Here is a 13,756-nt window from a genome sequence, read left to right on the forward strand (position 1 = left end):
CTCCGCTCACCAGCAACGGCGGTCGCCGAACGACCCTTCTGTTTCAGACTGCGCAGCTGAATTCTTATGTACTGGCCGGTACGGCGGCAATGGCGTTCCGTTTGTCGTCGCTCACACCTTGCTCACAACACGCCTCCGACCTGGGCCGAAACCATCCGGAAAAGGACCGGAACCGGGGCCCCCGGCGGGTTTGGACGGTGGGCCGGGGTGGCAGGCTCCTGCCTGGCGCGGTTCATGTCAGCGGGTCGGCAGGACTTCGCGCCCCGATCCGCCGAGCTTCCGCAGAGGGGATGCACCGGGGGCGCGTCGTCGCGCCCCGGACCGGGCGCGCCTTGTCCGGTCGGTGGGCCGCGGGGTGGCGAGGCGCGGGGCTGCGGGGCTGCGGGGCGCGGGGGCGCCGGGCTGCGGGGCGCGGGGCCGTGGGGCTGCGGGGGGGGCGCCGGGCTGCGGGGTACGGGGGCGCGGGGCCGTGGGGCCGCCCTCCCGCTGTTCCGCTACAGCCAGTCCCTGGCCTGTGCCCGTGCCCCCGCCTGGAACCGGCTGCGCGCGTCGAGGCGGGTCATCAGCTCCGACATCATGCGGCGGGCGGTGCGCGGCGACACCCCCAAGCTGCGCGCCGCGACCTCGTCGGTCACTCCGTCGCCCAGCAGCCGCAGCAGCGCGCGCTCGGAGTCGCTCAGACTTCCGTCCTTCGTGACCTGCTGGTCGCCGAAGGGCCGCCCGACCAGCCAGAACTGCTCGAACAGCGCGGTCAGCGCCGTCAGCGCGCCCTTGCCGCTGAGCACCACCGCGCCCGCCGAGGTCACCGCCGGGTCGATCGGCAGCAGCGCGTACGTACGGTCGAAGATCAGCATCCGCAGCGGAAGCGCCGGCAGTGTACGGATCTCGCCGCCCCACTCCGCCGCCCACCGGGCATAGCGCTGGGTCGCCGGGTGGTCGCGCACGCTGTCGAGGTACATGCCGCGCAGCGTCACCCCGCGCAGAACCGCCTCCTCGTCCACCGACCGTGAGGCGGCCGGCGCCTCCTCGCGCCGCGCGCCCGTGCAGAAGGCCGCGATCTCCACCCGCGCGGCGGCGCCCAACTCCTCGATGCGGCTGCGTACTTCGTTGGCACCGGTGAGCCGTTCCAGCTCGGGGGAACGGCTGTCCGTCCGCAGGGCGCTGTACTCGGCCATCAGCCGCTGCGCCGCGGCCCGGCTGCGCGCCAACTCCTGCTGGAGGCTGAGCACATCGCCTTCCTGCTCGGCCACCAGCGCCTGGAGCCCGATCTCCGGGCTGATCGGCAGCAGCAGCTCCGGGTCCTCCCAGGAGCGCCGCACCAGCCGGAGTTCGGTCAGCCGGATCACTCGCCGGCACACCGATTCCATCGACAGCCCGGTCTCCACGGCGAGTTCCGACGCCGTCCGGCGCGGTTCGCGCAGCAGCGCGCGGTAGACGGTCTCGGCATCCGCGTCCAGTCCCAGTCGCTCCAACACCACGCCGCCCCCGTGCGGATCAGAATCGAACTCGCTTGAAAGGCCCTCTTGGAGCAGAAGGATCCTGGACCCCCTGGATGCCGTATATCGGCTCCCGAGTTTCCGGTCGCGTTTCGGCCGGTTGGGCGGGGCGGCGGTCGGAGGGTGTTCGGAGGGTGTTCCGGAGACGGATCGGCGGCCGCGGTGGGGAGCCGCCGGACACACGAAGGCGCCGGTCGAGCGCACCCCGCCATCTCGACGGGGGCGTACGACCGGCGCCTTCGGCTGCCGCTGCCGGGAGCGCCGCCGCGTCACCTGCTGACCGGCCACCACCACTGCGGCGTACCGAGGGGACGGGCGTCGGCGGAGCGCGAGTCGTGCTGCGTGCTGCTGGTCATGAGGACCTCCAGGTGGCGTTCCGTCGTACTGCTGTCCTTGCCACAGGGAAAGCTAACAAACGGCGGCATAACCAGCGTGCGGGCGTGGGAAGTTGACGCGAATGTGCCCCTTGGCCGTCTTGATCGCCCGCGCCCACCCCTCCCCCCGGCGGCCTCCTCCGCAAGCGCCGCGACCCCCGCCGGTACCCATGCGCCGCCCCATCGCGGCGGGCAGTCGAACAGGTGGGGACTGTGGGTCCGGTGGGACCGCAGGGGCGCCTGCCCAGGCGGAACCGTCGGCGGGCGGCCGCCCGGGGGGGCCGGAGTGCGCGGGTGGAGACCGGGGGGCGCGGGGGCGAGGGTATGCCACCTTAGAGTGACTGTCTCGTTACTTTGGGTTAGTTCGCCTGGTCCGGCGGTAGACCCCGATCAAGCCCGGCTCCCGCTCGGCCCCGGAGGGGGTGCCGCGAGGGCGACCGACACCGCACCGGCTCGCGAGGCCGGTCAAGCAAGGAGAACCTCTCATGGCAGTAAGGAAGTTGACCGCCGCGCTGCTCGCCGGCGGCGCGCTCGTCGCCACGTCACTGCTCGGACTCACGACGTCCGCCTCGGCCAGCGCGCAACCGACTGACGCCGCCCGAGCCGCCGCCCGGGCCGCCGACGCCCTGGCCCGCGCCCAGCAGCACGCAACGGTGGCCACCCCGGCGAAGGTGGTCTCCCCGCGCGCGGCCGCGTTCGCCTGTTCATACCTCTATGTGTGCGGGCAGGGCTCGAACGGCAACAGCTTCGCGTACACCAAGTGCAACACCCTCTACGAGCTCCCCAACCTGGTCGGCACCGGCCCCCTGATCAACAACCAGAGCCCGGGCACGACCGCGTACTTCTACGACAAGAATGAGAACTATCTGTTCTACTCGACCGCCTACGAGTCGACGACCAGGGACTGGACCCCGGTCTGGTACGCCATCGCCTGCTGACCCCGCCCCCGACGACCGGGGGTGGGGCACCGGAACACCTGCCCCACCCCTGCCCCCACCGGGCTACGGCGACCTCACGGGTGCCGCCGGACCCCGGGGACGACGACCCGCGCGATCAGCGGTGACCGCCGTGGCGGTGCCCCCACGACGTGCTGTCGACGACATGCCCGCGGCTGTCGCGGAGCGTGGCGGTGTCGACGTCGGCCCACACATAGTTGCGACGGTCCTGGTAGACGTCACGGTTGGTGTCACGCCCGGTGCCGCTGTGGACGCGTACCGACTTGTGGCCCTCCAGCCGCAGGTGGTGGAAGCGGTAGCTCTGGCGGGCGTCGTTCGACAGCTTCCAGCCGTTGAGGTCGACCGCGTTGCGCCCGGTGTTGGTGACGGTCACCCACTCCGCGTTCAGCGACCGGTTGGACCGGTTGTCGAGGCCGGGGCTGTCGTACTGGATCGCGCCGAGCACCACCGACGAACGCTGCGGGGCTCGGTGGTCGCGGTGACCGTGACCGACGGCGGCCGCCGGCAGGGTCGCGGCGGCCAGCAGCGCGCCGGAGGCCAGCACAGTGCCGGCGAGGCGCGTGGCGAAACGGGACACGGGGATCCCCTTTCCATACGGGGCGCGGCCCGCGGGTCGCGCCAAATGGTGCGAAATCCCGGCGAAGTGCCGAGAGCCCTCACTCTTCCCACCGCACGCTCCGACCCGTGGAAGAACCGGATGTACATCACTAAATACGCACATGTCCGTAACAGTCGCGTGCGAGTGCCATGGACTTCGCCCTCGGGCGCGTCGCCTTCTCCCCGATCCCGCCGCCCACCCCCGCGTTGAGCGCCTTTCCCCCGACAGCACCGCCCGCCGCCCCTCCGAACACCACGCCGAGCCCACGCTCTCCCGGGCAAGGCCCCCACGTAACAGCCCTCTTCCCCCGCCGGTCCCTCAGCCCGGCTTCCCGTCGTGCCCCGACGGGCCGGTCAGGGCGCGGTGGCGTGCGTAGGCATCCCGCGCGTCCGGGACGAACGCCGGGTGCCGGACCAGTTCGGTCAACTCGGCCTCGGTCAGCCAGTCGCGCCAGACGATCTCCGCGGTGTCGGGCACGACCGGCTCCGCGACGGTGACCTCGTGGAGCCCGAGCCAGTAGGGGCTGATCGCGCCTGAGCAGAGGTACTTGAAGACGAACCGCGGGCGGCCCCGGACCCCGAGTTCTTCCGCGAGCTCCCGCGCGGCGGCGTCCTCGTAGGCCTCGCCGACGCCCACCGCCCCGCCGATCAGCCAGTTGTAGCCGCCCGGGAACCGGGACACGTCATCCGGACGCCGGTGCACCAGAATCCGCCCCCGGGGTCACGGCACACCGTCGTCGCGACGCGATGCGGCCACCCCCGCCGTACGGCCTCGCCTCTGTCCACCACGGCGAGCACCCGGTCCTGCTCGTCGACCCGCTCGACCAGTTCTCCCATGCCTTCACCTTGTCAGGCGGTCCGGGACGGCTCCTCCGGAACCGTCGAGCGCGCGTCCGAACCAGTGAGCCCGGCAACGTACCCCGTCAGACGTCCTTGGGCATCCCGACCACGGCCACGACCGCCGCCGCGAGCAGCAGACCGGCGGCGAGACCGAGGGCGACGGCGTACCCGTGCGTCAGCGCCACCCGACCCGCGACGGACGTACCGCCCGCGGCCTCGTCTCCCGACCACGAGATGGCGACGGTGCTGAGCACGGCGACGCCGAGAGCGCCGCTGGTCTGGCGGACGGTGCTGAGCAGTCCGGCCGCCGCGCCCTGGTGCGACGGCGGAACATGACGCGTCGCCGAGACCGTCAGCGGAGTGAACGCCGCGGCGCCGCCCAGACCGAACAGCACCCCCGGTAGCCCGATGGTCAGAACATAGGGACGGTCGACATCAAGGGCCAGCGCGCTCCACGCCAGACCGACCGCGCCCGTCGTACAGCAGACGGCCGTCGTCAGACGCGGCCCGATCCGCTCGGTCAGATGTCCCGCGCCACGTGCCCCGGCCATCATGCCCACCCCGACGGGCAGGAACCCGAGCCCGGCCCGCAGCGGCGAATAGAGCGTGGCGTACTGCATGTCGAGGGAGAGGATCAGCAGGCTGGACACGAAGCCGAGGCCGAGCAGGAACATCACCGCGTTCGCGCCCGCGACCGAGCGCAGCCTCAGCAGCGCGAGGGCGAAGAGCGGCTCCGGCGCCACCTTGGCCTGGTGCACCAGGAAGACCGCCAGCAGTACGGCGCCGCTGCCCGCCGACCCGACGACGCCGAGATCGGACCAGCCGTTCCCGGACGAGCGCATGACCGCGTAGACCACCGCGAGCAGCCCGGTGGTGATCAGCACGGCCCCGACGACGTCCAACCGCGGTCGGCGCCCGGGCCGCACGAGAGGCTGAGCCAGGGCGACCGCGCCCAATACGGCGACCGCGCCCAGGGGGACGTTGACGAAGAACACCCATCGCCAGCCGAGCGTGGAGGTCAGCACTCCGCCGAGGATCGGGCCGGCCGCGGCGCCGAGAGCGGCGACCGCGCTCCAGACGCTGAGCGCCCGGGTCCGCTCGGACGGTTCGGTGAACGTCGCCGTCAGCGCGGCGAGCGCGGCCGGCATCATCAGCGCGGCGCCGACGCCCTGGGCGGCGCGGCAGGCCAGCAGTTCGGGGGCGTTGGCCGCCAGACCGGCCGCCAGACTCGTCACCGTGAACAGCGCGGTCCCGGCGCCCAGCAGCCGCCAGGCCCCGAATATGTCGACGCAGCGACCGCCGAGCAGGAGAACGCCCGCGAAGGTGAGCGTGTAGCAGTTGATCACCCAGGGCGCGGAGGCATCGGCGAGGCCGAGATCCGTACGCATGGCCGGCAGGGCGACCGAAACGATCATCGCATCGAGGACGACCAGGAACGAGGTCACGCACGCGAGGGCGAGGGCGAGGCCGGAGCGCCGTCCGGTCGCCGCGAGATCCAGGTAAGGCATGCCTTACACGTTGCGACCTCAACCCGGGTTGAGGTCAAATGGGCGTATGAGCGACGACGCGCTGAGTATTGGCGAGCTGGCCGGCCGGCTCGGTCTCCCGATCTCCACACTCCACTACTGGGAGCGCCGGGGGCTCATCACGCCGGAGCGCCGGAGCGGCGTCCGGTACTTCGACAGCGAGCAGCAGTACCGGGTGGCCGTCATCAAGGTCTGGAGCAGCACCGGCCGGATGACCCTGGAGGACATCGCCGCGGTGATGGCCGGGCGCAGCGCCACGTACGACTGGCGCGACACCGTCACCGACCGGATCGAGGCGATCGACGCGCACATGGAAGAGTTGCTCGTGGCCCGCAACTATCTGAGCTACGTCCTCGAATGCACGCGGGACAACCCCTATGCGGACTGCACGGTCTTCCGCGCGGAGATCACCGTGCCCTCGGGCCGCGCGCACCACCCCCACGACGACCCTCCGGGCCGGTCCGTCCGGCCCGACCGGCCCGTCCGGCCCCGAAGCCGCCGCTAGCGTGTCCTTCGCCTGCTGCCCTGCCGGCGATCAGCCGGGCGTCGAGGAGGCCCGCAGCAGGACAGGCCGGGCGTGAGCCGCGGCCTTCTCCCCTGCCGCCAGGGCGGCGGCCTCGGTCCGGAAGTCTCCGTACATGAGGAGTACGCCGCCCATGCGGATGACGATCGAATAGGAACGTTCGCCTGCGCTCGCCCCGGCTGACACCGCGTCGGCGCCGCCCTCCCACGTCGTCGTCTCCTGGACGAACGCGTCGTCGCCCATCCGCACCTTGTGCTGGCCGAAACGCAGGGTCTGCGGGGGAACGGACCTGCTGCCCACCGCGGTCACCGTGGTCTGCCGGCAGGCGCCCGCCACGGCCCGTTTCAGCTCGACGAAGCGAGCCGCCAGATCACGGGACATCGTCACGATCTGCTCCGCCGGCCCGGGCGCCGCATCGCCCTCTTCCACCGGGGTGAGCTGTGTGACGCGAGGAGCCGTCATTCGGTACAGCTCGGCGACCATGTCCTTGGCACGGCTCGGGCAGTCGGCCATCAACTCGCCCTTGCCGGGGCCCGTACCGAGTCCGAGCTGCCCGATCGTCCCGGGACCACCGGCCTTGGACGGGAGCAGCGCGGGCAGCAACTCCTCCGGGGTGAAAACCCTCCGCGCGGCGGCGCCTTCACCGTCCACCCCCGGCACGTAGCCCCCCGACGTCGGCCGCACGCTGCCATCACCGTCACCCCCCGCCTGCCCGCAACCACCCACGAGCAGCGCGCACAACACCCCACCGACCACGACGACCAACCGTCGCACATCCCCTCCCCCACCAACCACGACCGACCACCAAGATCCCCCGAACGTGATCGGAGGCTACTCGCTCAGCAATCCACCCCGCCCACCCGCGTCCTCGTCAAAGGTGGGATACGCGCGCCCAGGGTGATGCACCCGGAACGCGAAACGGGCGCCCCGAAGGTGGGGCCACCAATTCCAACCAGCCAAGACGCTGAGCCGCACGAAGGCTGTGTCATTTGAACCCCCGATGACATCACCCTCACAACGGCCCCCAAGAGGACCACCTAGTAGCGGGGGCAGGCGCGATGACCTGCCAGATGGCTCCTTGTATGCCTTCCATGGAGCCACCTGGCCCGTACATGGCCCGTGCACTACTACGCCTGCTCAGCCACGCCCTCATATGCCCTCTCTGGGCCCGCCCCATCTTCGGACTCGCTCACCAGGAAAATGCACGCGAGAGCGAGGGTGGGATCTGCTTATAGAATGCGCGCAGCGGACTGTTCTCCATCAAGAACTTGGTGAATGCGCTTGGCAAGCATGTCAGTGATATCCGGAAGACGCGGAATGCCGTGGCCGTTCGGGTCGATGTGCACCCACACAACGACCGTGCCGATCCGGATCGTGATTGTGGCCCCGCAAGTTTCGCAGGGCGTTCCCCGGAATGCGTCATCCGCTCCCGCAACGGAGACTGACCGCACCTGCCGGTCGAGCCACTGTGATTTATCGTGGGCGTAGCGAGTGATGGCAGCGGGAACGCTCTGGAAGGACTCGGCGCGGAACCCAACAAACCCTGCAAGGTCGGGTGCCGAATACCCCCGACCCGCAGTGGCCACGCTGCCGTCGAACTGCCCACCATCATCCCTCGCGCCCAGAGCCTTCCACTTCCCGGGCAGGTCGCCCGGCCCCGGAAGAACAGAGACGAGCTGATGTCTCGTCAGTACACTGATCCGATGAGACGCTGGTGACGCGCTACGGCTGTGACGATCGCCGGCAGAGCCGCCGCCACAGCCCACCAGGCACACGATGCCTGCTAACGCCCACATACACCCGGTTGCCCACCTCATCCGCTGTGTCCCTCCCGCTCAGACGACGCCGAAGTCAGTGCACCGAGCATAGCTTCCTGGACCCCCAGATCAGGATCGAGAAAACCGCCTACTCGGCCAGCGGTAGCACGTACTCTGTACGAGTCGTCAGTTGAGACTAAGGGCAGGGGCTTGGGGTTCGATTCCCCTTGTACTCCTCCTCGAGCTCGCTCTGGTCGCGTTGGCAGTACGGTCCACCGAACTGACCCTAGAAGATTTCAAGTCAGAACGTGGGAACAAGTCGCGCGGGCGGAAGGAGCACTCAATGAGTAAAAGGCGGAAGGCAACGGTCATCACATCAAAGGTGGTCGGGGCGGTCGCAGAGGGTGTTATAGCTGGGCTGCTGCTTCCTGCCTGAGCTGACGAACACAGGTCCCGAGTCTTATCGACTCGGACCTGTTGCTTTACAGCGGCCCCACCCTCCTGCTTCGTCACGACGAACGTGCGGACGCCGACGGATTGGGCCGTCTTGGAGCCCGAGCACCACCGCAGAAGGAATCTTCTTGATCGCTGCTGTGGGCTGTCGTGGTTTTGTCTCGCCTTTGTCAGTCAGAGTCCGTTCAAATGTCGTGGCCCCGGAGTGCGTCCACGATTGCGCTCATGGTGTCAACCACCGTGATGGCCTCTGCCTCTGCGAGACGTTCGGCCTTTCCGGGCTTGTTGGCGTAGCCGATGGTGGGGATGCCGGCGGCGTGGCCTGCTTCTACGTCGCGTACGGCGTCGCCGATGAAGACGCACTCCGCCGGGGTGACTCCGATGGCGGTCATCGCGTCCAGAAACAGGCGCGGGTTCGGCTTCATGGATGCGGGTCGCCCTCGCGTCGGCCGAAGACACCGGCGACCAGGCCGGTGAGGTCGTGCGCGGCGAGGTAAGCCGTGATGGCGGCACCGGAGTTGTTGCTGACCACCCATACCGAGCGGCCCGAGTCGACGCACGCGCGAAGGAGTGCTTCCGCGCCCGTGGTCGGTCGTGCGCCGGCGACGGCCTTCTCCTCCAGCGCGCTCAGCGTCTGGTCCGCCACCTTGGTGAGGTCCGGCCGGGTGTCGGCGATGTGCCGCAGGAGGGCGAGTGGGGCAGTCTCGGCGGCCCAGTCGGCCGGCACTTCCCCGTCACGTCGTAACGCGGCGTCGAGATGTGGCCTCAACCCCACCGACCGCTCAGTGGGCTCAGTACGAAGGAGCCGGACCCCCGCCCGGGTCACGATCAGCCCTTCGGCCCTCGGCAACTCCAGTGCACAGTCCACCCTGCCGCGGGAGACGACGGAGCGTAGTCGCCGGATCTGGCCCGTGCATGGCCCGTACGCACTGGTCAGAGGTGGGATACGGGCGATCCAGGGTGAGACAACAGGAACGCGGAACGGGTGCCCCCGAGGTGGGGGCACCCGTTCTGATCAGCCAAGACGCTGAGCTGCGCGGAGGCTGTGGGATTTGAACCCACGGTGACATCGCTGCCACGACGGTTTTCAAGAGGGTGCTGCTGCGCAACGGAGAACCGCCTCCGACCTGCGAAAGCTCGCCTGCTGAGCGACCAAGCGCCTGGGGCTTGGCCAGAGGTTGGCCGCGCTTACCCTTCCGCCACGGTCTCCACGCTTTCGAGGTCCGTGGGAAAAAGCTCCAGTGTAAGCAAGGCGCGAAGGTGGGCCCCTGGGCCGACTCCGCCTTCTCACTTCTGTTGACCGGTTCGACAGTGGCCATCTATGTTACCGGCAAGTATGCACATTACCTACCGCTACAGACTAGTACGATACTGTGATCTTAGGCCGTACGCCGGTACTGGTCTCGATAGGGTGACATTTACCGAACGGGTAAATGTAGTCCGGGGGCGGTGGGTACACTGGACGTGTGGTACGGGGATCGAAAGCTCGGCAAAATCTGCGAGTCCGACAGAGACATGCGTCGGACCTACGGTGCTCTCCTTGCCCGCAAGATCGGCCAACGCCTGGCGGCTCTGCGCGCGGCCGAATCGCTCGAAGACATGCGTCCGCCAGCGCTAGGACGATGCCACCCGCTCACTGGCGACTACGACGGCTGCTTCTCTCTACACCTGGACGCCAACTGGAGAATGATCTTTTCGCCTGTGGAGTACGAGGAAGATGAGCAAGGTGGTCTCAATTGGTCAAGTGTGACATCTGTGACCATTGAAGCCATTGAGGACTATCACTAGCGCGCAGTACATCGGACTGGGGGTAACGCAAATGATTAACAGCGATGTCCGTGAACTGTACGCTGCTGGCGAGCCGGACTACGCAGTACCGCCGGGCGCCACCATCTTGGAGTTCCTAGAAGACTCCAGCATGACTCAGCGCGAATTTGCTGTTCGGGCTGACATCAGCACAAAACATTTGAATCAGCTTACCAAGGGGCTAGTGTCCCTATCGCCCGATGTAGCTGAAAAGCTTGAAAAGGTAACGGGAATTCGATCCCGCTTTTGGAATCGCCTTGAAGCGGATTACCAGTCAACCAGGCAACGCTTGCAGAAAACTCGCGATGCAACCATTTACGACAAATGGTGCAAATCTCTGCCGCTGAGAGAGCTACTCAAGCGAGACCAACTTCCGGAAGAGCCATCTGACAAGGCGTCCCGCTGGGAACAGTTGTTGGCTTTCTTTGGTGTCTCCAGCATCGAAGCGTGGGTTGACTTGTACGAGAAGCCAGCAGCCGCCTTCCGGCAGACAAAAGCATTTGAAGCCAAGGTTGGAGCTGTGGCAGCTTGGCTCAGACTGGGCGAACTTGCCGCGCAAGCCATTCCCTGTGAACCGTTCAACAGAGCCGGCCTTAATGCCGAAATTCCCAAGCTACGGTCGCTAACCGTACTTCCTCCTGAGGATTTCGGGCCCGAACTAGTGAAAACTTGTGCCCGGCACGGTGTAGCTGTGGTTTTCGTCAAGGAAATTACAGGTAGCAGGGCTTGTGGCGCAACGCGATGGACGTCTCCCAGTAAGGCCATTGTACAACTCAGTCTTAGATATAAGAGTGACGACCAATTTTGGTTCACGTTCTTCCATGAGTTGGGGCACGTTCTTCTGCACGGGAAGCAGGACGTGCTTGTGGAAGCAGAGCGGGAGGCGAACCCTGATGAGCCTCAAGAGGTCGAAGCGAATGATTTCGCACGGGATATCCTGATTCCACCTCAATATGCACAGCGTTTGACATCTCTGCGATCGATTCCAAGCGTGCGCACTTTCGCTCGTGAAATTGGTATCGCCCCAGGAATTGTTGTGGGCCGACTGCACCACGAGAAGAAGTGGCCGCATAAGAACGGAAACGGCCTTAAGAGGAGATTTGAAATCGTGGAAGATTTCAAAGAGCAAGGATAACTTATCTTTCACAACACGTTAAATTTGACTACTTGGACTAGAGTCAAATCACTGGCTATCGCGCCGATGATGCAAGACCCGGAAATTCTTTCCACTTCCTGTGTCGTAGCGGGGTTCTATCGGTTGCGTCGAAACGCTCTGAAGCCCAAGCTCGGGAGAGGCTGTCCACACCTTCCAGCGAATTGCCGGCACCCTGCCACACATTGGACGTAAAATGGTTTACGAGATTTCCGTCAATTATGGTTAGAGACCGCTCGTTGTCACCCCGAAGAGCGGTCGCGATTGAGCTCAGCACGTCGACCACCGTAACGGCGCCCGCCGCCGCCAGGCGTTCGGCTTTGCCGGGTTTGTTGGCGTAGCCGATGGTGGGGACGCTGGCGGCGTGGCCTGCTTCTACGTCGCGTGCGGCGTCGCCGATGAAGAGGCATTCCGCCGGGGTGGCCCCGGCCGCGGTCATCGCGTCCAGGAGTAGGCGCGGGTTCGGCTTCATGGACGTGGGGTCGCCTTCGCGGCGGCCGAAGACTCCGGCGACCAGGCCGGTGAGGTCGTGCGCGGTGAGGTAGGCGGTGATGGCGGCGCCGGAGTTGTTGCTGACCATCCACACCGAGCGGCCCGAGTCGACGCACGCGCGAAGGAGTGCTTCCGCGCCCGTGGTCGGTCGTGCGCCGGCGACGGCCTTTTCTTCCAGCGCGCTCAGCGCTTGGTCGGCCGCCGCGGTGAGGTCCGGGCGCACGTCGGCGATGTGTCGCAGGAGGGCGAGTGGGTCGGTCTCGGCGGCCCAGTCGGCCGGCACGTCCCCATCGGCTTCCGCCACCGCGCGGGCCAAGCCGCGGGCGACTTCCCGGGCGGGGAAGCTGGCGAAGACGGAGCACACCGGCCCGTCGAAGTCGAGCAGGACGTGCTTGACCGGCCGCAGTACGTCGGCGAGCTGCTTCCCGGCGGCGCTCATGCCTCACGCTCCTTCGCCACGGTGGACCACACGCTGTCGAACCACATCTGTGCCTGCTGCACGTACTGAGAACCGAGCGAGGCATCGTCCGGGCCCGCCGTGTGGTGGAAGAGGGTCGTGTCCTTCCCCGTCACGTCGTAGAACGTGTACGGCTCGCCCTTGACCGTCAGCGTCCGTTGCCGCAGCGGGTAGAACCCGAAGAACGCCTCCGCGCGGTTGATGACGTAGAGCTTGAACATGCTCGATGCCTGGTAGACGCGTACCTGCACGCTCGCGGACTGCACGAGCCCGTACTCGGCGAGGACTTCCACGGAGTGCTTGATGCCGGCCGCGTTGGTCACCCCGATGTCCCGGGCCCGCTCCCGCAGCGTTTCGTCGTCCCGCAGGCCGTCAACGAGCACCGGCACCGTCATGGGCGCGGAAGTGTCCGGGAGCAACAGCCGTACGGCGATCGACTCGGGCGCCAGTCGGCCGGACCGGATCTTGTCCAGCGGCTCCTGGAGAGCGCCGTTCAACGTCTCACTTGAGAAGCCCGCGAAGTCGATGGTGACCTGCGGCTGAGCGTGAGGCAGCCGGAACGCGGGACGGGTGCCCCGGGCTCCGGGGCACCCGTTCTGACCAGCTACTTCGCTGACATGCGCGGAGAGCTGTGGGATTTGAACCCACGGTGACATCACTGCCACGCCGGTTTCAAGAGGACGATGCTCTAACTCGGATCACGAGTCGGTGGCAGCAGCAGGTCGCGGTCCGGGTGGGCCTCGCCCGTGACGGAGCCCGAGACGCCCAGGTCGACGCGGGCGGTTTCGTGGAAAGCGTTGATCGCCGCGAAGACCGCGCGGTTGCGGGCGCGCCAGTCGTCCAGAGTGCCGACCGTCTTCCCTGTGGCTTGCCAGTCGACCTCCAGGGTGGTGACGTTGAGAGCGTGCGCCGCCTCGACCACCTCGTCGCCAGCCAAGAGCATGATGCGTTCGAAGGCGCGACCGCGGAGGTGAGTCGCCTCGGAGAGATCCGCGCGCTGGCGCGATTCGGGATCATCGCTGAGGCGGATGCCCTCGCGGTGCTCGTACAGCTCGACAGCGAGGTAGACGGCGGCGCGGACGCGGTCGATGTAGTTCTCGTACGATTCGAGCTTCTTGGTGTCCCAGCGGGTCAGCAGCTCGCGGCGGATGCGCTGGCGTTCGGTCCAGTAGTTGGTGGCATACGTCGTGAGGGCACCCAAGAGGACGGCGACGATGGTCAGCAACTGCTCGTGCGTGTCCAAGCCCAGCCCACCCACCAGCTCAGGAGTCATAAAGACGTCTTGAGGATTTTAGGAGCCGGGAGCAGAGGGGGTGGGTGGTTCTC

Annotated in this window: 14 protein-coding genes and 1 pseudogene; 4 read left to right on the top strand and 11 right to left on the bottom strand. The window is 67.4% G+C overall.

Translation table 11 applies throughout. The features are described 5' to 3' along the window. Window positions 1–494: 494 nt before the first annotated feature. Both OHA30_RS16585 and OHA30_RS16590 read right to left on the bottom strand, forming a co-directional pair. Window positions 495–1,478 carry a LuxR C-terminal-related transcriptional regulator gene (locus tag OHA30_RS16585; RefSeq protein ID WP_328914618.1) on the bottom strand — a complete coding sequence of 328 codons (984 nt, stop codon included), beginning with the start codon at window positions 1,476–1,478 and terminating at the stop codon, window positions 495–497. A 287-nt stretch (window positions 1,479–1,765) separates the two neighbouring features. Continuing rightward, window positions 1,766–1,921 carry a hypothetical protein gene (locus tag OHA30_RS16590; protein WP_328914619.1) on the bottom strand — a complete coding sequence of 52 codons (156 nt, stop codon included), beginning with the start codon at window positions 1,919–1,921 and terminating at the stop codon, window positions 1,766–1,768. 434 nt (window positions 1,922–2,355) lie between these two features. Between OHA30_RS16590 and OHA30_RS16595 the strand changes: the two genes are divergently transcribed. Further along, complete coding sequence (locus tag OHA30_RS16595) at window positions 2,356–2,808, top strand: hypothetical protein (protein WP_328914620.1); 453 nt, start codon at window positions 2,356–2,358, stop codon at window positions 2,806–2,808. A 115-nt stretch (window positions 2,809–2,923) separates the two neighbouring features. On the opposite strand, the gene OHA30_RS16600 is transcribed toward OHA30_RS16595, so the two are convergent. The 3 genes and pseudogenes from OHA30_RS16600 to OHA30_RS16610 all read right to left on the bottom strand — a co-directional run bounded on the left by OHA30_RS16600 (window position 2,924) and on the right by OHA30_RS16610 (window position 5,771). Then, complete coding sequence (locus OHA30_RS16600; RefSeq protein ID WP_328914621.1) at window positions 2,924–3,403, bottom strand: lamin tail domain-containing protein; 480 nt, start codon at window positions 3,401–3,403, stop codon at window positions 2,924–2,926. Window positions 3,404–3,742: 339 nt separating this feature from the next. Then, window positions 3,743–4,260: pseudogene (locus tag OHA30_RS16605) on the bottom strand (NUDIX hydrolase). An 86-nt stretch (window positions 4,261–4,346) separates the two neighbouring features. Then, on the bottom strand, window positions 4,347–5,771 hold the full coding sequence (locus OHA30_RS16610; protein WP_328914622.1) for an MFS transporter: 1,425 nt from the start codon (window positions 5,769–5,771) through the stop codon (window positions 4,347–4,349). Window positions 5,772–5,817: 46 nt separating this feature from the next. Between OHA30_RS16610 and OHA30_RS16615 the strand changes: the two genes are divergently transcribed. After that, window positions 5,818–6,294, top strand: coding sequence for a MerR family transcriptional regulator (locus tag OHA30_RS16615; RefSeq protein WP_328914623.1), 477 nt, complete (start codon window positions 5,818–5,820; stop codon window positions 6,292–6,294). A 30-nt stretch (window positions 6,295–6,324) separates the two neighbouring features. Here the strand turns inward: OHA30_RS16615 and OHA30_RS16620 are convergent, their stop codons facing one another. The 3 genes from OHA30_RS16620 to OHA30_RS16630 form a co-directional block, all read right to left on the bottom strand. Next, window positions 6,325–6,996: a hypothetical protein gene (locus tag OHA30_RS16620; protein WP_328914624.1), complete on the bottom strand. Its 672-nt coding sequence runs from the start codon at window positions 6,994–6,996 to the stop codon at window positions 6,325–6,327. Between the two features lie 1,711 nt (window positions 6,997–8,707). Then, window positions 8,708–8,947, bottom strand: coding sequence for an HAD family hydrolase (locus OHA30_RS16625; RefSeq protein ID WP_328914625.1), 240 nt, complete (start codon window positions 8,945–8,947; stop codon window positions 8,708–8,710). Next, a complete protein-coding gene (locus tag OHA30_RS16630) occupies window positions 8,944–9,249 on the bottom strand; it encodes a hypothetical protein (RefSeq protein WP_328914626.1) in 306 nt (101 codons plus the stop codon). Before OHA30_RS16630 ends, OHA30_RS16625 begins: the two co-directional genes overlap by 4 nt. Before the next feature lie 722 nt (window positions 9,250–9,971). On the opposite strand from OHA30_RS16630, the gene OHA30_RS16635 reads away from it, so the two are divergent. After that, window positions 9,972–10,310, top strand: a complete 339-nt coding sequence (locus OHA30_RS16635) for a type II toxin-antitoxin system RelE/ParE family toxin (RefSeq protein ID WP_328914627.1) — start codon at window positions 9,972–9,974, stop codon at window positions 10,308–10,310. 31 nt (window positions 10,311–10,341) lie between these two features. Next, window positions 10,342–11,463, top strand: coding sequence for an ImmA/IrrE family metallo-endopeptidase (locus OHA30_RS16640; protein WP_328914628.1), 1,122 nt, complete (start codon window positions 10,342–10,344; stop codon window positions 11,461–11,463). Window positions 11,464–11,518: 55 nt separating this feature from the next. On the opposite strand, the gene OHA30_RS16645 is transcribed toward OHA30_RS16640, so the two are convergent. From OHA30_RS16645 to OHA30_RS16655, 3 genes are all read right to left on the bottom strand, one after another. Continuing rightward, on the bottom strand, window positions 11,519–12,412 hold the full coding sequence (locus OHA30_RS16645) for an HAD family hydrolase (protein WP_328914629.1): 894 nt from the start codon (window positions 12,410–12,412) through the stop codon (window positions 11,519–11,521). Continuing rightward, window positions 12,409–12,927, bottom strand: a complete 519-nt coding sequence (locus OHA30_RS16650) for a hypothetical protein (protein WP_328914630.1) — start codon at window positions 12,925–12,927, stop codon at window positions 12,409–12,411. The genes OHA30_RS16645 and OHA30_RS16650 overlap by 4 nt, the downstream gene beginning before the upstream one ends. A gap of 191 nt (window positions 12,928–13,118) precedes the next feature. Further along, complete coding sequence (locus OHA30_RS16655) at window positions 13,119–13,703, bottom strand: hypothetical protein (RefSeq protein WP_328914631.1); 585 nt, start codon at window positions 13,701–13,703, stop codon at window positions 13,119–13,121. Between the last annotated feature and the right edge of the window lie 53 nt (window positions 13,704–13,756).

It is taken from the genome of Streptomyces sp. NBC_00223, from assembly GCF_036199905.1.
Lineage (GTDB): Bacteria > Actinomycetota > Actinomycetes > Streptomycetales > Streptomycetaceae > Actinacidiphila.